19 protein-coding genes are annotated in these 21,155 nt (G+C 63.3%); 7 read left to right on the top strand and 12 right to left on the bottom strand.

Annotated elements, in window-relative coordinates:
• The first annotated feature begins 82 nt into the window (after window positions 1-82).
• The 6 genes from HELO_RS05815 to HELO_RS05790 are packed head-to-tail and all read left to right on the top strand — an operon-like array spanning window position 83 to window position 9,450.
• Complete coding sequence (locus tag HELO_RS05815) at window positions 83-568, top strand: DUF1833 family protein (RefSeq protein WP_013331830.1); 486 nt, start codon at window positions 83-85, stop codon at window positions 566-568.
• A complete protein-coding gene (locus HELO_RS05810; protein WP_013331829.1) occupies window positions 565-978 on the top strand; it encodes a C40 family peptidase in 414 nt (137 codons plus the stop codon). Before HELO_RS05815 ends, HELO_RS05810 begins: the two co-directional genes overlap by 4 nt.
• The gene (locus HELO_RS05805) at window positions 938-7,342 is read left to right on the top strand and encodes a host specificity factor TipJ family phage tail protein (protein ID WP_013331828.1); all 6,405 of its coding nucleotides are present in this window, start codon (window positions 938-940) and stop codon (window positions 7,340-7,342) included. The genes HELO_RS05810 and HELO_RS05805 overlap by 41 nt, the downstream gene beginning before the upstream one ends.
• 48 nt (window positions 7,343-7,390) lie before the next feature.
• Window positions 7,391-7,588 (top strand): hypothetical protein, encoded by a 198-nt coding sequence (locus tag HELO_RS05800; RefSeq protein WP_013331827.1) that lies wholly within the window; start codon window positions 7,391-7,393, stop codon window positions 7,586-7,588.
• A gap of 3 nt (window positions 7,589-7,591) precedes the next feature.
• Complete coding sequence (locus HELO_RS05795) at window positions 7,592-9,031, top strand: phage head spike fiber domain-containing protein (RefSeq protein WP_013331826.1); 1,440 nt, start codon at window positions 7,592-7,594, stop codon at window positions 9,029-9,031.
• The gene (locus HELO_RS05790; protein ID WP_013331825.1) at window positions 9,028-9,450 is read left to right on the top strand and encodes a hypothetical protein; all 423 of its coding nucleotides are present in this window, start codon (window positions 9,028-9,030) and stop codon (window positions 9,448-9,450) included. The genes HELO_RS05795 and HELO_RS05790 overlap by 4 nt, the downstream gene beginning before the upstream one ends.
• 441 nt (window positions 9,451-9,891) lie before the next feature.
• Here the strand turns inward: HELO_RS05790 and HELO_RS05780 are convergent, their stop codons facing one another.
• From HELO_RS05780 to HELO_RS05765, 4 genes are all read right to left on the bottom strand, one after another.
• Window positions 9,892-10,251, bottom strand: a complete 360-nt coding sequence (locus HELO_RS05780) for a DUF2493 domain-containing protein (RefSeq protein WP_013331824.1) — start codon at window positions 10,249-10,251, stop codon at window positions 9,892-9,894.
• Window positions 10,251-10,469, bottom strand: coding sequence for a hypothetical protein (locus HELO_RS05775; RefSeq protein ID WP_013331823.1), 219 nt, complete (start codon window positions 10,467-10,469; stop codon window positions 10,251-10,253). Before HELO_RS05775 ends, HELO_RS05780 begins: the two co-directional genes overlap by 1 nt.
• Before the next feature lie 169 nt (window positions 10,470-10,638).
• A complete protein-coding gene (locus tag HELO_RS05770) occupies window positions 10,639-12,477 on the bottom strand; it encodes a vWA domain-containing protein (RefSeq protein ID WP_013331822.1) in 1,839 nt (612 codons plus the stop codon).
• A gap of 9 nt (window positions 12,478-12,486) precedes the next feature.
• Window positions 12,487-12,936, bottom strand: a complete 450-nt coding sequence (locus HELO_RS05765) for a hypothetical protein (RefSeq protein WP_013331821.1) — start codon at window positions 12,934-12,936, stop codon at window positions 12,487-12,489.
• Between the two features lie 82 nt (window positions 12,937-13,018).
• On the opposite strand from HELO_RS05765, the gene HELO_RS05760 reads away from it, so the two are divergent.
• Window positions 13,019-15,106 carry a S9 family peptidase gene (locus tag HELO_RS05760; RefSeq protein WP_013331820.1) on the top strand — a complete coding sequence of 696 codons (2,088 nt, stop codon included), beginning with the start codon at window positions 13,019-13,021 and terminating at the stop codon, window positions 15,104-15,106.
• 175 nt (window positions 15,107-15,281) lie between these two features.
• On the opposite strand, the gene modC is transcribed toward HELO_RS05760, so the two are convergent.
• The 8 genes from modC to HELO_RS05720 form a co-directional block, all read right to left on the bottom strand.
• Window positions 15,282-16,376, bottom strand: a complete 1,095-nt coding sequence (gene modC / locus HELO_RS05755) for a molybdenum ABC transporter ATP-binding protein (protein ID WP_013331819.1) — start codon at window positions 16,374-16,376, stop codon at window positions 15,282-15,284.
• On the bottom strand, window positions 16,373-17,068 hold the full coding sequence (gene modB / locus HELO_RS05750; RefSeq protein ID WP_013331818.1) for a molybdate ABC transporter permease subunit: 696 nt from the start codon (window positions 17,066-17,068) through the stop codon (window positions 16,373-16,375). The genes modC and modB overlap by 4 nt, the downstream gene beginning before the upstream one ends.
• 69 nt (window positions 17,069-17,137) lie before the next feature.
• Window positions 17,138-17,911: a molybdate ABC transporter substrate-binding protein gene (gene modA, locus HELO_RS05745; protein ID WP_013331817.1), complete on the bottom strand. Its 774-nt coding sequence runs from the start codon at window positions 17,909-17,911 to the stop codon at window positions 17,138-17,140.
• A 19-nt stretch (window positions 17,912-17,930) separates the two neighbouring features.
• The gene (locus HELO_RS05740) at window positions 17,931-18,377 is read right to left on the bottom strand and encodes a YcgN family cysteine cluster protein (protein WP_013331816.1); all 447 of its coding nucleotides are present in this window, start codon (window positions 18,375-18,377) and stop codon (window positions 17,931-17,933) included.
• A gap of 138 nt (window positions 18,378-18,515) precedes the next feature.
• Window positions 18,516-18,818 (bottom strand): YcgL domain-containing protein, encoded by a 303-nt coding sequence (locus tag HELO_RS05735; RefSeq protein WP_013331815.1) that lies wholly within the window; start codon window positions 18,816-18,818, stop codon window positions 18,516-18,518.
• Window positions 18,815-19,948 (bottom strand): ribonuclease D, encoded by a 1,134-nt coding sequence (gene rnd / locus HELO_RS05730; protein WP_041601940.1) that lies wholly within the window; start codon window positions 19,946-19,948, stop codon window positions 18,815-18,817. The genes HELO_RS05735 and rnd overlap by 4 nt, the downstream gene beginning before the upstream one ends.
• Before the next feature lie 25 nt (window positions 19,949-19,973).
• On the bottom strand, window positions 19,974-20,579 hold the full coding sequence (gene recR / locus HELO_RS05725; protein ID WP_013331813.1) for a recombination mediator RecR: 606 nt from the start codon (window positions 20,577-20,579) through the stop codon (window positions 19,974-19,976).
• A 190-nt stretch (window positions 20,580-20,769) separates the two neighbouring features.
• Window positions 20,770-21,096, bottom strand: a complete 327-nt coding sequence (locus tag HELO_RS05720; RefSeq protein ID WP_041601939.1) for a YbaB/EbfC family nucleoid-associated protein — start codon at window positions 21,094-21,096, stop codon at window positions 20,770-20,772.
• Window positions 21,097-21,155: the final 59 nt, after the last annotated feature.

Genomic DNA, 21,155 nt, shown 5'->3' with positions numbered 1-21,155 from the left:
GTTCTCCCTGCAACCAGATGCCCCGATCTGAATACCCATCCATGCCCCGCCTCGAGCGGGGCTTCTTGTTTCTGGAGCCCCTATGTCCATCCGCCAGATCAGCGCCGAGGGGCTGCGTGACATGTTCGCGCAGAACACCGATGCCGCTGTGTTCGCTTTGCTGACGTTCACCCACCCGAGTCTGTCCGAGCCCCTGCGCTTGGTGAACAACACCGAGGCGATCACTTGCGACGGACAGCTCTACGAGGCGTTCCCGTTCAAGTTCACGCCACCTGCCGAGGACGAGGAGCGCGAGGCCGTGGCCACGGTGAAGGTGAGCAACGTGGACCGCCGGCTGGCCGAGGTGCTGCGCCGGATTCAGGGCCTGGCAGGCGTCGATATTCAGGTCGTGCGATGGAAGGCCGGCACCGTCACTCGCGAGATGCATATCCCGAGCATGTACCTGATGAGCGCTGACATCGACACCGAGACGGCATCGCTCCAGATCAGCCACGCGTTCGACATCCTCAATGAGCCGGCGACGCAGGACATCCTCAATCCCGGTACCGCGCCTGGGCTATTCCGATGATCAACGTCACCGAGTACATCGGCCTGCCGTTCGAGTCGGGAGGCCGAGGGCCGCGCCATGACTGTTGGTCGCTGGTGAGATTGGTCTACGCCGACCGCCTTGGCATCGAGCTGCCCCTGCACACCGGCTACGCCGACACACTGACCGACGAGACATCGCAACTGATGGTCGCCGCCCGCTCCGAGTGGCGCGAGGTTACCGACCCCGAGCCCTACGACGTCGTGATGTTCAACGTCGACGGCAAGCCCAATCACATCGGCCTCGTTATCGCCCCCGGCCTGATGCTGCACACCACGCGGCATAAAGACGCCTGTATCGAGAGTTACCGCGCCGCCCAGTGGCGCTCCCGCATCGAGGGATTCTACCGCTATGACCACGATTGTCGCCCGCCCGAGCCCGGTACGGACTGACCTCTACACCGCCGAGATTCCCGATGGCACGAGTCTATCTGCTGTCCTGGGCGATATGCCGGAGAGCGTGCGGGCGCAGATCGACGGTGAGGTGATTCCGCGTGAGCGCTGGGCCATGCCGCTGCCCGCCGATACGCAGGTGCTGATCACCGGCACGCCCGAGGACGACGGTATCGGTCGGGCTATCGCAATGATCGCGGTTGCCGTGGCGTCTGCATATACCGGTGGTGCAGCGGCGGCCGCAATGGGGTTCACCGAAGGAACAGCAGCCTTTGCCGCGGCATCGGCGGCAACCTCTGCAGCAGTTACTGTGGCTGGCACTCTGGCTGTCAACGCGTTGATCCCGCCGGAGATGCCGAGCGAGAAATCCCCGACGTCCCCCAACGTCCGCAACTCCATCACCGGCACGCGCAACCAGATCGACAAGTACGGCGTCGTGCCGCGTGTTTACGGCAACCCGCGCTGGTATCCGAAATTGGCGGCGAACCCGGTTACCGAGATCGCCGGCAATGACCAGTTCCTGCGCATGCTACTGGTGCTCGGCTATGGGCCGCTGGAGGTGGCGGGCCACCGCGTGGGCGACGGCTACAGCGTGCTCAAGGACGCTAATGTCGGCGATGCCATCACCATCGGCGAGACCAACCTGGGCGATTACGAGGACGTCGAGTGGGAGATCGGCATGTCCGATCAGCTCACGTTGATGACGCCGGACATCGCCGAGGAGCAGGTCGGTGTCGCGCTGAATGCCCAGGGAGACCCGCAGGCCGATACCTGGGTGCCGGATGGCAACAGCGCAACTCGCACCACGGCCCCGGGCACGAAAGAGATCAGCATTGATTTGGTGGGCACACAGGGGCTTTTCTCAGTCAACGACAACGGCACCGATAGCCTCACCCAGGTCGAGTTCAAGGTCGAGTACCGCGAGGCTGGCACAAGCGCGTGGACAGTCCAGGATGATGCCTGGCTGATCAAAGGGCCCACCAAGGATACGCTGCGCCTCAATAAGCGCTGGGCCGTGCCCAAGGGGCAGTATGACGTGCGCGTGACCCGCGTGCGGTCGTACCACGGTGGCGTCCAGGCGATCTACACCGACTGCCAGTGGTCCGTGCTGCGCTCGGTTCAAGACGGCCCGGCCTATACCGGCAACCATGTGCTGATGGCGCTGCGCATCCGCGCCACCGACCAGCTCAATGGTGTGATCGATCAGCTCCGTATCCGCACCCAGGCTGTGCTGCGCGTGTGGGACGGGTCTGCTTGGGTGATGCAGGCGACCAATAACCCCGGTTGGGCCTACATCGACGCGATGACCGGGCAGCAGGTCGGCAACCCCATCGGTGACGACCGGCTGCACCTCGAGGACATCGTCAACTGGGCGGCGTTCTGTGACGCCCATGCTTCCCCCCTCGAGTACCACCACGTCCACGACGGCGATGAAACGGTACTGGATCGCGCTCGCTCGATTGCCGCCGCCGGCCAGGGCTCGTTCGCGTTCCGTGACGGTAAGTTCGGCATCGTGTTCGATGATTCCAACACGCCTACCGTGCAGGCGATCACGCCGCGCAATGCGTCCGGGTTCAGCTCGAGCATCCAGTACAAAGACCTGCCGCACGGCATTCGCGTCAAATACGTGGACCCGGACACCTGGTCCGACGCCGAGCGCATTGTTTATCGCGACGGCTACGACGAGAGCAACGCGACTCGCTTCGAGGACTTCCAGCTCCAGGGCGTGGCCTCCAGCGAAGAAGCGTGGAATCACGGTAACTACCACCTGCGCCAAGCCATCCTGCGCCCCGAGACATTCAAGGCCTCGATGGACTGGGAGAACCTGGCCATCGTGCGCGGCAACCGCGTGCTTTACCAGTACGACGCCATCCTCGTCGGCCTGGGTTCTGCGCGGGTGAAATCGGTCAGCGGCACGACCATCGTGCTCGACGAGCGCCTGGAGTACACCGAGCAGCGGGCCTATGGCATCTCCGTTCGTGGTGTCGATGATGCGGCTGGCAAGGCCAAGCTGATCGCGACGCAGGTCACCGGTGCCGAGATCGGCGAGACCGATACATTCACCTCCGTCGACAGCATCGATGTCGAGCCGGGCGACTTGGTGATCTATGGCGTCATGGGCAAAGAGTCCATCGACGCCAAGGTGACCCGGATCGAGCCGAACGAGGACTTCGGTGCTGACCTGACGCTGGTCAACGCCGCGCCGGACATCTACGACTACACCACGGCACCGGTCTTTGATCCGGGCATCACCAACCCGATCCCGCCGGACCGCGTGCGTCCGCCGGTGCCGCATATCACCAGCGTGCGCGGCGATGAGACAGCGGCCCAGCAGAACCAGGACGGCTCATTCACCACGCTGATTCGCGTGGCGTATGCGTTCAATACTCAGGTCGGGCTGCCGAACCTCCAGGTTGAGGCGCGCTATCGCGTCGTGGGTAGCGATGAGTGGGAGCATGCCGGGCCGTTCACCACCTCCGGCAACCTGACGATCCGCGATGTCGATGAGGAGCTGGACTACGAGATCCAACTCCGGGCGCTCAACGGCTCCATGGCGTCCGTGTGGTCGCAGACCGCCACGCTGACAGTCACCGGCCAGGCCGTGCAGGTGCCGCAGTCCATCGAGGTCCAGCGCGGGAATTTCTCGATCACACTGATTCCGCATGGTCTGTATGCCGGTGCCCAGTATGAGTTCTGGCGCTCGTCGGCGCCGCTCGCCCTGGGCGACGTCGAGACCAGCGCCCAACGCCTGAGCGTGGGCGCCGTGCTGGTCGATACCGACCTGATGCCGGACACCACCTATTACTACTACGTCCGACAATGGACCGTTGCCCGCGTGTCCGAGTTTGCGACCGTCGAGGCGACGACGAAAAACGACCCGTCAGCCATCATCAGCAATATCTCGGGCGAGATCCATGAGGGGGTTCTCGATCCAGCGCTGCGCGAGCGGGTCGAGCAGGTCGGCATCAACGAGGATTCGATTGCCCAGACCCAGAAGGATCTGGCCGATGAGGCTGAGCGACTGGATGACCGGGCTGATACCATCCAGGGCAATCTCGACGACGAGGCGGCCCGGCTCGATGGTCGCGTGAGCAGTGTCCAGAACTCACTGGAATCGACCCGCAACAATCTCGAGGCGGCCGATGCGGACCTCGACCAACGGCTTGACGAGGCGGAGACCGCCATCGTTGAGGAGGTCGAGGCACGTCGGACCGAGGATGAGTTCGTGGCCACGCGCCTCGAGGGCCTGCAGGACACCAGCGACAAGCATGATCTGCGCATTGGTGAGTTGCAGCGTGTGCAGCAGGAAGGCGATGCCCTCGACGCCATCATGTATGAGGCGCTGAACGCCGAGACCGCCAACCGTCGCGCATCGATTCGGACCGAGGAGCGTGTTCGCATTGACGGCGACTCCGCCCTGGCCATGCGTGCCGACAGCCTCGAGGCGAGCGTTGGCGATCTGGATGCAGCACTGACGACGGAACAGCAGGCTCGGGCCGACGAGGACAGTGCGCTCGCGTCGCAGATCGGCGAGCTGAGCGCCAAGGTCGATGCCCTGCCGCAGTTCGCTTCGGGCTTCGAGAGCGGCAGCGATTTCGATCAGTGGACGGTCGCGGGTGGCTCCACGCTGAACGCCGAGACCGATAATGTCTACGTCGGCCTGCAATCCGGCTTGGTGACCTCGGCGGATTCCTCCCCTAACCCGTGGGGCACAGACAATGCCGTCTATGTACGCATCCCGGCCGGAGCAACCGAGGCATTCGAGGGCTTCGAGATTGCGATCAGCATCGCAGCACGACAGCCCGATACCAATGCGGCTGCCGAGTTCGCTGTCGCCTACTCGACCGATGGGGCTGGCAATTCCGGCTGGCAGCATTTCACGCCGGACTCGACGTGGAACGTGTTCGAGTTCACCTACACCGTGCCGGAAGGCGCCAGTGGCTCGCGTGACATCCTGCGAATCTGGGGCGACACCTCCGGTGCCGGGCTCGGCGTTATTATCGACGCGGTACGCGTCAAGCGCGTCGCCGGCGAGATTCAGGAAATTACGGCGGCTCTCCAGCAGGAGCAGCAGGCCCGCATCGATGGCGACGACGCGCTGGCTTCCGACCTCCAGAACATGGATGCCCGGGTCGGGGACGTCGAGTCAGGACTGACAGAGGAGCAACAGACCCGCGCCAGTGCCGATTCGGCCATGGCCAGTGACATCCAGGACATAGATGCTCGCGTAGGGGGCGTCGAATCCGGCCTCACCACCGAGCAGCAAGTACGGGCCGATAAGGACGAAGCCCTGGCCAGTCGGGCCAGCTCGTTGGAGGCTCGCGCCGATGATGTCGAGGCTGGACTCGCTAGCGAGCGTCAGACACGCGCTAGCGCTGACGAGGCCCTGGCGTCGGACCTTTCCAGCATGGATGCCCGTGTCGGCGATACCGAGTCCTCGATCATCGAGGAGGCGGAGGTCCGCGCCACCGAGGACGAGGCGCAGGCCCGCACCCTGGAACAGGTGTCGCTCAACAATCAGCAACAGTCAGCCGCGATTTCCGCTCTCCAGCGTGTGCAGCAGGAAGGCGATCAGCTCGATGCCATCATCTACGAGGCGCTGAACGCTGAGACAGCCAATCGTCGAGCGAGCATCCGCACGGAAGAACGAGTGCGCACCGACGAGGACAGTGCGCTCGCTATCCGTGCTGACCAGCTCAAGGCGAGTGTCGACGACCTGGATGCAGCCGTCGCTCAGGAACAGCAGGCGCGGGTCGATGGCGACAATGCGCTCGCCAGCAACATCGAAACTGTCCAGACCCAGCTTGGCGAGGACATCGCCTCGGTCGAGCAGACGGCCCAGGCGAACATCGATGCCCAGGCGGAACGGATCGATGCCCTCTGGACGTTGCGTGTCGACGTGAACGGCCGCGTGACCGGGATCGGGCTGCACAATGACGGCCAGCAATCCGAGTTCGGGGTCATCGCGGACCGGATGTATATCGTCGATCCCGACGACCCGGCCACCGCGGATGTGCCGTTCATCTTCGACAACGGCCGCCTGCTGCTGAAAGAGGCCCTGATCGATCAGTTGACGTTCGGCAAACTCACCGATGGCAGTGGGAACTTCGTTGTCGATAGTGATGGCCGGATCAAAGCCGACTACCTCCAGCTCAGTGATGCTCTGGAAGTCGGCGGTGGTTCGGATGAATTGATTACCAAGAGAAACTGGGAGGACGGAGACCGCGGGACCTGGCGAGAAGCACAGTCCCAAATTGTTGGTATTGCTCCTGCTGGAATATCGTTCCCGGTTCCATATACGAGGGCCCTGGAGCTAACTGATAGGCAGGTGTTTGAAGAAGGAAGTGTCACCCCATGTTCTCCCGGTGATAAGTTCAACCTGTACACCATCAGTAACGCCTATTGGGCGAATGGCCCTGCCGGTATTGGTCTGCGATTCAGAGATGTAGACGGTAATGTCGTAGGCTGGGAAAGCGTCATCGATAACAACGCCAACTGGAAAGAGTTATCCAAAACGGTGACCGCGCCGGCTAATGCCGCTGATGCAACTCCATGGCTCTATATCAGTGCCCCTTGGGGTGAAACAGGACAAGCTAGATTTGCCTATGCCTCGATCCGCAGGGCAGATAACGGGGTAACTCGCGTCAGCTCATCGGGGGTTCAGATATTCAAACCCAACGGTGACAGGGCGGTGAACATTTCTCCCGCTGGGTCGGATTTTAGCGGTAACGTGAATGTTGAAGGGTTGACGGTTAATAACTATAACCCTTCCTTTGTTACCTCTGGATCCTATGGAGATAACAACTCCATCAATTATGTATGGGGCCAGCCAACAACTGACGGGAGTGCACCTAATATACCGTGGAGAAGTCAGCCTGACGGTATCAGCTTCTATGCAAGCAGCGCTCCATATAATGGTGATACGGCTGAAACATATATCAATTTGATTGATGTAAATCAAACAGTGAATGGAAGAGGTCCTTCTTCGTCTGCATTCATAAACCTTGATGTTGATCTTCAATATTTCGTCAGGACGTTCTTGAGTGATTCTGATAGGTCAGTGGCAAGGGCTGAGTTTGATGGGGAGCTTTTGATATATGATGGTGGTGATCTTGTAAGAAGATCAGTTATTGTTCACCAAGAAGATAGCAGCCGAGAGTTCAATGCTGTGTCCTCTGTAACCGAAGGTGTAAACACTTCAACTACAGCAGCGATAAAATTGAAAGAAGCTGACGGAAACCTTCGCATTGTCTTTCGGCTGCGCGCGTATTGCTACACGCAGCGATATGCCGATGGGCACAATGCCACGTTCATTTTCGAATCGCGGCGTTGTGAAATGGACGCCCTGATATCCCGCATCTAAACGACTCACCAAGCCGCCCTCGAGGCGGCTTTTTTTGTAGGAGGCCCTATGACGGATGCCGAGGCCATCACGCTGCTACAAAACCTCGCCGCCGAAGCGCAGGCCGAGCAGGACGCGCTCACCAATGCACGCAGCGATTTCGAAGCCGCCAAGCTGGCGCTCAACAACGCAATGATGGATGTATCCGGCCAGCTCGCCGATATGCGTCGTCACGTCCGCTATGCCATCGACTTTTTCGGAGTGTAATCCATGGCAGAACTCGATCCCGCCCTGCAGGATGAAATCAGCAACCTGAGTACCCGAACCACTGCCCTCATTGACGCGATTCGCAACTACTCCGGCGGCAACATCGCCCAGGCCACGAACGATCTGCTAGCCGCCCAGGCAGAAACCGCCAACACCATCGATGCCCGCGAGACGGCGCTGCTCGGGCTGATCCAGCAGCAGACCGACAAGCCGGTGCCGTCGCTGATGCTCGATTTCCTAGAGCGGATCTACATGCGGGGAGCCCGCCGCCTCGAGCACGGCATCGACCCATACAGCATTCTGTCGGTCAACCGAGGCTCGTCGAAGTGGGTATGGGGCGCACAAGGGAACCTGACTGAGGTGCCGGCGGATACACTTGCGTATGAGTATGATCCGAACACCGGGGCGCCGCTTGGGCATCTCAACGAGCCGACGTCCACGAACGAAATCCCTGAGTGCAACAACTGGAGCGTCAACAACAACGAGGTTGACCGGCCAGGTGGGGCAGACGTCTTCCCTGGAGGTAAAAGTGGCACAGCCCCGGATAGGATCGTCCCCACCGCAGTGTCTGCTGACCACTACGTCCGCCAACCCAACAATCCTGACAACACCAATGCTGACATTTCGTATTACCTGCACTTCAAGCCACAGGGGTATGAACGGATCGAGATCAGGGTGAATGGCTTCGGTGGATCGGTCGGGGCTACATTTGACGCCGGGTCTGAGTCGGTCACCTGGACGGGGCCGGATACCACCTATGCCAGAATTATTCCGTTGCCCGATGGGTGGTATCGGTGCGAGGTGGCGGGTACGGCTACAGACAACGGATCGTGGGTCCATGTCTTTGTTATGGATGATAACGGCAATAAGACCTTCACCGGCGACGGCACGAGCGGTATCGATGTTTATTGGGGGCAGCTAGAGGTACGAAACGCTCCCACCTCGCCGATTTGGACGAACGGCTCTACCGAAACACGGCAGTCCGACAATATTCGGGTCCTCGCTGACGGCTGGCAGAATCGTCGCCAAGCGTCAGTCTTCGTGGAGATGTCAGTTAAGGCAGGAGGAGATTCAAGCGATAACGTCCTTACCCTGGGGGCGGGTCGAGGCAATGAGCGCATGGTGTTGTCAAAGGAGGGGCAAATTTATGTGACGACACCAGAGGGCAATTCATTCAATGGGAACTCCTACAACCTGGACCTCCATCCTGGTATGACCCGGTACGCCTTGAGCTACGAAGAAGCCGGACCGATGCACGTGACCATCGACAACGGGGCCAATTCACGTTCTCCCGGTGCGATTAGCAATAAGTACCTGGAAGTGACGCGCATGACGCTCGGAACGCAGCACACGAGCGCCACCGGTGTGATTAATGGCTATATCCGACGGGTGCATTACTACCCGTTCATGATGGACCAAGCTGATCTGGAGGCCCTGCAATGATCGACGCGATTCTCTATATCCCGGACTTCCCAGCTCTGCTGCAGGATCTCCAGATGTACCACCCCGAGTACCTCAAGCAGCGGACTGACACTGGTGAGGCCATCGAGCCGCCGGAGATCGTCAATCTGGCCCACACGCCGCTGATCCGACAGGGTGACGCGGCTATGACCTATGTGCGGCTGCGCGAGCACCAGGTCGAAGCGTGGCGTGGCCTGTCCAGCGTCGAGATGCTGGCCGAGGCTGAGTACGTCGGTGAAGGAACGGCGAATGCCGTCTACGCCCAGGTGTTCGACGACCCTGATCGCCTGGCCAAGTACGACAGCGTTTACGACCGGGCACCGCGAGAGGTCGATGATAGCCAGGGCGGCACGATCACGTACACGCCCCCGGATCGGTTCGGGATCATCGCGGGGGCGTGACGGCGATCTCCTATACGTTCAAGCGTTGATCACTGATAGCGGCCCGCTGAGGGCGGGCTATGTTGGAAGGCGTGATGCCCACAGCATACGTCGCCCAAGGACGGGCGTCGTCGCCAGGGACGGCATGTCGCGTCACGCTAATGGTGCTGGTCTTGCGCCAGAACCTGCGGCTCCAATTCCATTAGCTGCTTTTGGTCTAAGCAACCTTCTATTTCGTGAAACTTCCGCCTGTTTTGGAAGTAGGCGTTCATAGGCTGGGAGTTTCCGGCGAGGAGCGCCTCAAAAGCGCGGTAATAGTCTGGCTCGCATGAGTTTTTCATACCCCCTCCCTGCTTCGCATTATTGTGCGACTTTTCTGGTTATAGGGTTTAATTATCTAGTTGTTACAACGCTAGCAGAGAATGTGTAGCTTTGTACAACTTGCTTACACCCAAGGTCGTCCTAGGTGGTCGAGGAGCTGCGTCGGATCTGCCGAATCGTTAACCCGCGTTCCCGGGCCTGCCTCAGCATGTCAGCAGTGCCCTTCCCTCCCGGGAACGCGACCAGGTGCGTGGCATAGGCGGCCATCTGCGCGTTGCGGAGCGGCCCGGCCCGCTGACCCAGGTTCTGCCAATCGGCAGGGAAACGCCGTATCGGCCAGCTCCGCTCCTCGGCATATCGTTCACCCAGAGAGTCAGCACCGGCCGCCCCACCGCTCACGATCTCGACCATCTCCTGGTTGGCGAATATCGCGTCGAGCTTGCGTTTCATCAGCGGCCAGTCATCGAAGTCGCGGCCGCCGGCTACGATGCAGCGGATCATTACTCACCGCCAAGACCGATCCGGCTACCCGCATAGACGCCATTCGGGTATTTGTCGCCCAGCGGATGACTCTCCACGATGTTCAGCATGACGGAAGTCGGAGTAGCGCCGAATTCTTCCTTGAGCTCGTCGAACGCGGCGGACATGTGCTGATCGATGATCGACTGCATGCGCTCCTTGGTCTCGCGGTACTGGTCAATCGTGGTGTCGATGGTCATGGTTCCCTCCAGTGAATATCGCCCACTATGGGTAAAATTGTGCGTCTCACGCCAGTGACGCCGAATGAGCAAAAACAACGCCTTACTCACCACCTTCCGACGTGCTTGTGAGACACGTTTCTAAGCCTATCAATCTGATTATTAAGGATCATTCAGAATTATCGTGGGCTCACACATGCGGTTCTTCCCTCGTTTTGCCCCGTGACCGACGGTGACGGCGCCATCCAATGGACACCAGCCACAGCAGCAGCAACGCCCCGATGACGATCCATAGCCGCGGGTCCCTGCCGTGCTTCGCGACGGCGCGCTCCACGCCGGGCCAGCCTGCCTGCCAGGCATCACCCACAAGCGCTGGCACGGCATTGACCCACTCGACGAAGCGATCGGCGATAGTGACCTCAGGCTCGCTGACCGTCGCTTCGTCCGCTTCGGCGAAGCGTTCGGCGGACAGCGTCGGTCCAGCCATGTCGGGCCGGCCGATGCCCACCTCGCTATCGGCGTTGAGGGTCACGGTCGGCAGCGTCAGTTCACGGGTCTCGCCGTCCAGGGTCACTGTCGCCACCAGAAGCAGCGGCTGGCTCGTATCGTCCTCCAGCTCGGGCAAGGGTAACCGCCACCGGGTCTCGTCCACCGCGGCGGCCTCGAGACGCTGCCCCTGGAAGTCGCCATGAATCTTGGTGTTGTCGCGGTTGAGCCGGGGATGCTCGGCGGCCAGCACCAGGTCGTTGCTGGCCGGATCATGGGCAACGCCGATCGCCGGCAGAATATTGACGGCCTGGCCACGCTGCCGCTCGAAACCTTCGCCCCGGGCCCGAATCAGCAAGCGGGCATTGCCGGTCTGCATCGGCGCCGACAGCCGGCCCCGGAAGCGACCATCGGTCGTGGCAGCGAGCTGTTCCGAGGCCAGCATCTCGTCGCCATCTCCCACCAGCGTCACGGAAAAACGCAGGTTGTCGAGCAACGGCGCCTCGGCGTCCTCATGCTCGAGCCAGGCCTCCACCGGCACCGGAAAGCCGCGATACAGCGTCGTCGGCAGCCCCGACGTGCTCAGCCGCCAGGGGGAGGACACGCTGACCCGGCTCTTCGGTCCCACCGGTCCCTCGATGCGCCATTCGCCGGCCTCGGGGTCGGGCACGCGAATCAGGTCGAAGTGAGGCTCCACCTGCCAGCGGATGTCGTCGGGGGCGGTCTCGGCGGTATAGCGGGTGCCATCCGGCGCCACCAGGGTCACCGGCCCTTCGTCGGGGCCGTGGAAGACCAGCGCCGAGAGGTTCTCCACACTCGGATCGACGACGAAGCGATCGTCCTCTTCCAGCGGCAACTGGTCGGCCGGAAAGATTCGCTCGATGATGTCCAGGAAGGCGCCCAGCAGGCTCTCCGGCGACTTGGCCACGCTGGCCAGCCCACCGGTACGCTGCGCCAGTTGCTCGACCAGGGCCAGGTCGGCCTCGTCGGAGAAGGCGATGGCATGCACCACCACACCCCGGTCGGCGAAGCGCGGCGCCATGCTCTCCACCAGCCTCTGCCGGGAGGCCTCGTCGATGCCGGGCTTGTTGCCCCGCGACGGCGGCAGGTCGATGACCCCGTCGGTCATCAGGATCAGGTGTCGCCAGCCATTGGCCTCGGCCGAGGCGGCCTGCTCGAGTGCCGTCTCGATATCGGTGTACTGCTGATAGTCACGCAGCGCGGGCGGCAACGCCAGAGCCCGCTCACGCCACTGCTCGGACACTTCCCCCAGGGGCAGCGGATTGTCGACCCGCTCACCGAAGGTCCAGACGCCGGCACTCACGCCTCCCGGCAGCAGCGACACCAGAAGCTCCATGGCACTGGCCGCCAGCTGGTCGGGATCGTTGCGCTTCATGCTGCCGGATACATCGACCACCACCCGCACATCCGGGCGCTGCTCCGGCTTCTGGGCCAGAGCCGTTCCGCTGCCCCACCCCAGGCAGCTCACCAGCAACGCCAGCGCGAAGCAGACGGACGAGACGCGGCAATCGACTCTGGCCATAGCGGCTCCTTAACCGACGACCGGCTCCCGGCGCTCCTGGTCATCCCGACGACGCTCGGTACGCGATGCCTTTCCGTTCCGCTCGTCGTTCGACTCGCGGCTCGCCCGGCGGGCGGACGTGCGGCCGCGCCGCCACAGCAGCAGGCCCAGCAGACCGCCCATGGCAGCCGCCACCGCCACCAGCAGCAACGCCGAGGCCATGGTGCCGCCATCCTTTTCCAGGAAGGCCAGACCGCCCACCACCACGGCCGGCGCCACGCCGGTATAGGCGTCGCCGGCATCGTTCAGCGGCGTGCTGAAGCTGGAGGGCACCCACATCATCCCGGCCACCGCCCAGGTGATCACCAGCCGTGGCAGGCGCGGCAAAAAAGCCAGCCCCAGGTAGCCCGTGCCGAGCACCACCAGCGACAATACGCCGTAGCTCAGCCATAGTAGAGATATAGAATCCGAAATCAGCATCGATAACCCCATCGGCGTATGGTAAAGCTTCCCCAGTGACGCACCTTATTGAATTCATTCCGAGTATGGTACATCCAGCAGCATGAAAGCACAGCCGCCACGTGACCGAAACGCCAATACCGACGCTAGCGCCCGCCCCGTTCAACGCTTTCGACGCCCCGACGACCCCCACTGGCACTGGCTGGAGCAGCGTGACGCTCCCGAGGTGACAGCCTTCCTCGAAGCCGCCAACGATGAGGCCCGCCGCTGGTTCGCCCCGTTGGAGGATCTCACCGAGCGGCTCTATCACGGCCACCTCGCGCGTCGCGAACTGGCCGTTCATGGCCTGCCGACAGCGCTGGACCATTTCACCGTATGGAGCGAGACGGCGGCGGATGCCGATCACCCGGTATGGTGGCGCCACGCCAACGACGCGCCGGAAACCGCCGAGCCCTTCTTCGACACTCAAGCCAGGGCCCGCGACAGCGCCTTCTTCGAGATCGGCGACATGGCGCTCTCCCCCGACGAGACCTGGCTGGCCTGGACGGAGGACACCCAGGGCGACGAGATCTTCGCCCTCTGGCTGCAACATCTGCCCGACGACCCGCCGGTCAAGCTGCTCGACGACATCGGCCCCGAGCTCTGCTGGGCGGAGGACGGCACGACACTGCTGTTCACGCGCTTCGATGCCACCCAACGCCCGGAGAGCATCTGGCGCCTGTCGTTGCGGCTCACGGCGCCCTCTCCGAGTATCGACCACGAGGCGCTGATACTGCACGAGAAAGATCCGGAGTTCTGGCTCGGGCTTGGCAAGACACGCTCCCGGGAGTGGCTGGTGCTGGAGTCCGCCTCCAAGGACACCAGCGAGACCCACCTGGTTCCCGCCCGGTCCCCGGATAGTGCCCCCTGGCGATTCCAGCCCCGGGAAGCCGGCGTCGAATATGCCATCGATCATCGCCCCGGCCACTTCTATGTGCTGCACAACCGCCACGCCCCCCACTTCCGGCTCGATCGCTGCGACGAGACCAACCCGGACTCGGACGGCGAGACACTGGTCGAACACCGCGACGACACCACCCTGGAGGGCGTCGACTCCTTCTCCTGGGGGCTGGTGCTCACCGAGCGCGACCATCACGAAGCCCAGGTCCGGCTACGCGTCATCGAGCTCGACGCGGCCCACGCCCGACAACGCGACCACTGGCTTGCGTTGAACGAGACACCCTGCAGCCAGGCGCTGGGTGCCACGCCCCATTTCGACGCGCGCCGCCTCAGGTTGCGCGAGGAGTCATTCACCCAACCGCCGAGCTGGACGGAAGTCGACCTGGACAGCGGCCAGCGTCGCCTGCTCAAGCGCCAGGCCATACATGGCGACCTGCAGCCCGAAAACCTGACCTGCCAGCGTCTCTGGGCCCATTCCCACGACGGCGAAAGGGTACCGGTCTCGGTGGTGATGCGTGCAGACCTGACGGGACACCCGCTGCCGACCCTGCTCCACGGCTACGGCGCCTACGGCGAGGTGCTCGATGCCTGGTTTTCGGTGGCTCGCCTGGAACTGCTGGCCCGCGGAGTCGCCTTCGCCGTCGCCCATGTGCGTGGCGGTGGCGAACGCGGCGAGCCCTGGTACCTGGCCGGCAAGCTCGAGCACAAGGCCAACAGCTTCCATGATTTCCTGGCCGCCCGGGATGCCCTGGTCGAGCAAGGCATCAGCGACGGCGAACGCATCGTGGCCCATGGCGCCAGTGCCGGCGGACTGCTGGTCGGCGCCAGCCTCAACCTGTCTCCCGAGCGTTTTCGTGCGGCGGTGCTCGACGTACCCTTCGTCGATGTTCTGCGCACCATGCAGAATCCTGACCTGCCGTTGACCACCGCCGAATACAGCGAATGGGGCGATCCGCGCGATCCGGCCGTACGTCAACGCCTCCAGGCCTACTCGCCCCTGGACAACCTGCCCGAGCGCCCCTGGCCTCCCGTCTTCCTGCAGGGAAGCTGGCACGACACCCGAGTCGCCTACTGGGAGCCGGCCAAGCTCTACGCCCGCCTCAGCGAGCTGGCCGGTCCCGACGACACGCCTCCGCCGCTGCTGCGCACCGACATGGATGCCGGCCACGGCGGTGCATCCGGGCGCTTCAAGGCCTGGCATGACCACGCGCGGGAGGATGCCTTCATTCTCTGGGCGCTGGGGAAAGCATGAAAGGGGGAAGATAAGAGAAGACAATAAGAAGGAAGAGATAAGAGGGAAGAAGCAGGGAGAAGAGGCTAAAGGGTCAGCCGGATCGCAGCGGGCAGCGAGATGCGAGCTTCGAACCCCAAACCCCGGAGCTGGCACCTCATCAGCTCGCAACTCGTGGCTCATAAGAGCCACATCATCAGGCGTCTCTTGGTGCGAAGGCGACGGCGCGGACCAGCGCCGTCACTTCCTGACCCACGGCCAGACCAAGCTCGTCGTAGGATTTGCGGGTCAAGCGGGCGCCCAGCATCTGGCTACCCAGGCGCAGGCGAAGCTCCATGGTGGTCGCATCGCCGGGCGGCACCCAGGCCTGCTCGATGACCGTGACCAGTTGGTTGCGATAACTGAGCTCGGCACTCGGTGCACACGCCAGCGCCACCTCGCGCACCGGCACGCGTAGCCGTACGCGCTGCCCCAGCGGGGCCGTCATGCCGGGCACGATAAGAACCTGACCATCATCGAGACCCAGGCGGGTCAGCCCGTAGGCCCCATCGTGCGCCTGGACGCTGGCCTCGAGGGGCATGGCGGCATCGAAGCCCCCCAGGGCATCGGCGAGGTCGCAGCGTTCCATCAAGGCATCCAGCTTGCCCTGGGCACGCACGCGCCCCTGCTCCATCAGGATCAGCGTATCGGCGATCTCGACCAGTTCGGCAGGTTCATGGCTGACATAGACGATGGGAATATCGACCTCGTCGGCCAGACGCTGGATATAGCGCAGCAGTTCCCGCTTGCGCGCCCCATCCAGGCCGGTCAACGGCTCGTCCATCAGCAACAGACGCGGGTCGCTGAGCAGGGCTCGCCCGATGGCCACGCGACGCGCCTCGCCACCGGACAGCGTGGCCGGGTAGCGCGCCAGCAGATGATCGATGCCCAGCAAGCCGACGACGGCCTCGAAGCGCGACGCCATGTGCGCCGGCATGCCGTAGGCCAGGTTGCCGCGCACCCGGTAGTGCGGGAACAACCTGGCTTCCTGGAAGACCACGCCGAGGCGACGACGATGGGCCGGCACGAAGCGACGCGTGGCAGTATCCACCAGGAGTTCGCCATCCAGCGAGATGCGGCCGCGATCCGGCCTGTCGAGGCCAGCAATCAGGCGCAGCAGACTCGTCTTGCCGCTGCCGGAAGCGCCGAACAGCGCCGTCACGCCGCGCCCGGGCAGGGTCAAGTCGGCCTCCAGGGAGAACTCCCCGAGCCGCTGGCTCACCTCCAGAATCAGGCCGCTGTCGTGGTTCATGCGTCCCGCCCCTGGAGCCGGGCGCGTGCGCGCCTGGCCAGCCACTCGGACGCCACCAGGGAAATCATCGCGATCACGACCGACAAGGCGCAGAGCCGGGCCGCCGCCGCCTCGCCGCCGGGCGTCTGGATTAACGAATAAAGCGCCAGCGGCAAGGTGCGCGTCTCGCCGGGAATGTTCGAGGCGAAGGTGATGGTGGCACCGAACTCCGAGAGAGCCCGCGCAAAGGCCAGCACGCTGCCGGTCAACAAGCCCGGCAGCGTCAGTGGCAGCGTGATGGTGGCAAAGACCCGCCAGCGCCCGGCGCCCAGCGTGCTGGCGGCGGCCTCCAGGCGCGGATCGACCGCTTCGAGGGAGAGCCTCAGGGCGCGCACCAGCAGCGGAAAGGCCATGACGCCACCGGCCACGGCGGCCCCCTGCCAGGTGAACGGCAGGCGCACGCCCCACCACTCGTTGAGCCATGTTCCCAGAAGGCCTCGACTGCCCAGCGACACCAACAGCAAGTAGCCCACCACCACCGGCGGCAGGACCAGCGGCAGATGCAGCAGGCCATCGAGCAGTGCCTTGCCGCGAAACTCATGACGCGCCATCAGCCAGGCCACGGCGATGCCGGGAAGCAGGATCCAAGCCACGGCAACACCCGCGACCCGCAGACTGATCAGGATAGCTTCGATTTCGGCATCGCTCAGCATGGTATTGGTCCCTTGGACCTCCGTTTATCAGACGCGAGGCACTAGCCGCTCGAATCGCGTGACTCGAATTTAGGTTCCAAATCCCGCCCGCTGAAATATCGCCTTGGCGTCGTCACTCTCCAGCCAGCGGCGGAGCGTCAGGGCCCCTTCAGAAGGATGCGCACCGATCGCGGCGATGGGATAGATGATCGGCTCGTGAGAGTCGGACGGGAACAAGCCCAACAGCCTGACGCCGTCACTGGCCTCGGCATCGGTGCGATAGACCACACCCAAAGGCGCCTCGCCGCGTTCTACCAGGGCCAGCGCCGCCCGCACGTTGTCGGCACGCGCCAGCCGCGGCGCCAGCGCCTCCCATTCCCCCAGCGACTGCAGCGCCTGCCGGGCGTAGATACCGGCCGGCACATGCGCCGGGTCGCCGACGGCCAGACGTTCGCTACCACCTAGCCGCGCGGCGAGCGTCTCCCCTTCTCCCGGAGTGAACGGCTCGCGCGTCGTGTCGGCAGGCGCCACCAGGGCCAGACGATTGTGGACCAGGTCGGCGCGTTCGCTCAGCGTTACCCCCTGCTCGCCCAGCCAGTCCATCCACTCGACATTGGCGGAGATGTAGAGCTCGGCCGGTGCGCCGTTGGCGATCTGCCGCGCGAGCGTGGAAGAAGCCGCATAGACCGGCACCACGTCCACGTCATGCGTCGCCTCGAAGCGCGCCACCGCACGGTCGATGGCATCGGTCATCGATGCCGCCGCGAACAGTTCGACCCGCTCACCTGCCGACGCCGATGACGCCAGCGTCAGCAGTACCGTTCCGAGCAGGACGGCGGCCATGCGCCTGCGTCGCCGCTTCACGGCAAGCTCCCGGAATGCCTCAGTTATCGACGGGAATAATGGCGATGATATGGTCTTCAAGTGCTTCCTCCGGAATACCTTGCTGCGAAACGGCGAAGCTGCGCACACTGATCCCCTTGCGATGGACACGCTCGGGGTCGCCGGAAATCAACGGGTGCCAGCCGGCAAGCTTGCGCCCCTCGGCCAGGCGGCGATAGGCACAGGAGCCCGGCAGCCAGTTGAACTGCTCGACGCGCTCCGGCGTCAGTTGCTGGCAGTCCGGCACACGCTCGAAGCGGTTCTCATAGTCACTGCACCGGCAACTGCCGATATCCAGCAGCTCACAGGCCACATTGAGCACCGCCAGGTCCCCGTCATCATCCTGGAGCTTCATCAGGCAGCACTGGCCACAGCCATCGCACAACGCCTCCCACTCCTCGTCGGTCAATTCCTCGAGGGGAAAGCGTTCCCAGAAACGTTCTCTCATGATTCTCCCGAGCTACGAGCGATGCGAGCAGCAAGGTTCGAGGTGACGAGCTGCGAGTCTAGGTTTTCGAGTCTCGCTGCTCGCCGCTTATGTCCTTCCCTCTTCCCTCTTCCCTCTTATCTCTTGCCTCTTCCCGCTTCAGTACTTCGCTTCCGTCGGCGCACGATAGAGATCCAGCAGGTACTCATCCTTGGCCGGCGGCAACTGCAAGTAATAGCCCTTTTCCTCGATGGCCGCCATGATGTCGGCCCCCGTGGTACGGGCCAGCCGCTTCTCGGGGGTGAGCAGCAGGCTCATGGTCGAGACGGGCTCCCCGAAGCGCTCGAGCAGGGCTTCGGGGACCTCGGCGAGCCCTTGGGTCTTGTCCACGAAGAGATACATCTCATCCTTGCGCGGGCTCTTGAAGACTTCGCACAGCAGCTTGCCCTTGAAGTAGGTCATGACGTTTCCGATGTTTCGTGAAGGACGGTCTCGAGCGCCTCGGCAAGCCTTTCGCCTCGCCAGCCTTCGGGCATGGGCAGCGGTTCATTCCGCAGCGAGGCACTCACCAGGGCCTCGAGATCGCGGCGGCGCAATAACACTTCCGGCGCCACTCCCAGGGCTTCGGCCTCACGACCGACCACTTGCCTGAGTGCCTTGTAGCGCTTCTTGAAGGCAGACTCCATGGGCGACCAGGGCGGCGTCGGCAGCTGTTCTTCCTCGACGTGGCGCGCCTCGCGCACCAGCGCCAGCATGGTATCCCCCTCGCGCTTGACCAGGGGCGGCTTCATGCCTTCCACACTGGCCAGTTCGTAGCGGTTCTCGGGCATGCGCTCGGCGATGCCATAGAGCAGCTTGTCGCTGGCCAGCCAGCCACGCGGCAGGTCACGCCGGCGAACTTCGCCCTCGCGCCAGGTGGTGAGCCGCCGATATGCCTCGATCTGGCGAGGCGAGAGCCGCCATAGCTGACGCTGTCGCAGGTACCACTGGCCATCGCTTTGCTCGTCGCGCGCCGCCTGATCGACCAGTTTCCGGCATTCTTCCTCCAGCCAGCCCAACCTGCCGTAGCGCTCCAGGGCATCGCGCTGGACCTGCCATACCTCCAGCAGATAGATCACGTCGAGGGCGGCATAGGTCGTCTGCGTTTCGCTCAACGGCCGCTCCAGCCAGTTCGAGCGCGTTTCGTCCTTGGGCAGGGTTTCGCCGACCCAGAATTCGACCAGTTTCTGATAGCCCATCGCCGGCACCTCGCCGAGCAACGCCTGGGCGATCTGGGTATCCACCAGCGGCGATACCGTCACGCCGGCCCAGTGGAGGAAGACCTCCAGATCCTCGCTGGATGCATGCAGCAGCTTTACCGGCCCTTCGCCGAGCAGCCGGCGAAAGGCGTCGGTGCAGGCCACCACCGTCGGATCGACCAGGTAGGCCGCACCGCCGACACAGAACTGGACCAGGGCGGGTACGGGGTGAAAGGTCTTCTCGCGGAAGAACTCGGTGTCCAGGGCGATGACATCGGCCTCGGCCACCTCGGCGCAGGCCTCGTCCAGGGCCTCCGGTGTGTCGATCCAGCGAATCTCGGGAGTCAGGGGCATGCGGGATTCCGGTGGGAAAATGAGATCACTCGCTCTCGAAAGGCAAGCGACCATTGAAGGCTCGGCTCAGGGTGCCGCCGTCGACGTACTCCAGCTCGCCTCCCATGGGCACGCCATAGGCGAGCCGCGACAGCTTCACGCCGCGCGGCTCCAGTTGAGAGGCGATGTAGTGGGCGGTCGCCTCGCCCTCCACGGTGGGATTGGTGGCGAGAATCACCTCCTCGACACCGTCCTCGGCCACCCGGGCATCGAGCTGGTCGAGCCCGATGTCCTCGGGACCGATGCCATCCAGCGGCGAGAGATGGCCATGCAGCACGAAATAGCGCCCCCGATACCCCCTGGCTTCCTCGATGGCCAGCAGATCGGCGGGCGATTCCACCACGCACAGCACGCTGTCGTCACGTCGGTCGCTTTTGCACAACGCGCAGATCGTCTCCTCGGTCAGGGTACGACAGCGCTGGCAATAGCCGACCTGCTCGAGCGCCACACCCAGCACCTCGGCCAGACGCTGACCGCCCTCGCGATCACGCTCGAGCAGATGCATGGCCATGCGCTGGGCAGTCTTGGGCCCTACCCCGGGCAACACCCGAAAAGACTCCATCAACCGATCAACCAGAGGGGAAAAGCTCATATGATGTCTAGCATCCTGCTGTCCAGGGAAGGCGACCAACGACTCCAGATGGCGCGCTGATTCATGTCGCGAGCGAAGACAGGCCGGCCGCCGCCGGCACGCAAGCCCCGGAGTTTACACGACAGTAAATGAGGACGCTGAGTACCGCCGGCGGCCGGGATGTCGAGCGCAGCAATGAATCAGTGCATCCTCAGAAGGGCATCTTGAAACCCGGCGGCAGATTCATCCCAGCCGTCGCCTCTTCCATCAGCTCCTTGGAGCTGGCCTCGACCTTGCGCACGGCATCATTGACCGCGGCGGCGAGCAGGTCCTCGAGCAGTTCCTTGTCTTCTTCCATGACACTCGGGTCGATATCGACCGAGATCACGTCGTGGCGACCGTTCATGGTCACCTTGATCATACCGGCCCCGGCCTCGCCCTGGACTTCGGCCTTGGCGACCTCTTCCTGGGCCTTCTGCATCTTGTCCTGCATTTCCTGGGCCTGCTTCATCAGGTTGCCCATTCCACCCTTCATCATGGCGGTATCCTCGTCTCGTGAAATATGTCGGCGCGGTGGCGGCATTTCACCACCGACGC

It is taken from the genome of Halomonas elongata DSM 2581 (genome assembly GCF_000196875.2).
GTDB classification, from domain to species: domain Bacteria; phylum Pseudomonadota; class Gammaproteobacteria; order Pseudomonadales; family Halomonadaceae; genus Halomonas; species Halomonas elongata.
Note: the sequence above shows the minus strand (reverse complement) of the source record. Positions and strands in the feature narration are given on the sequence as shown.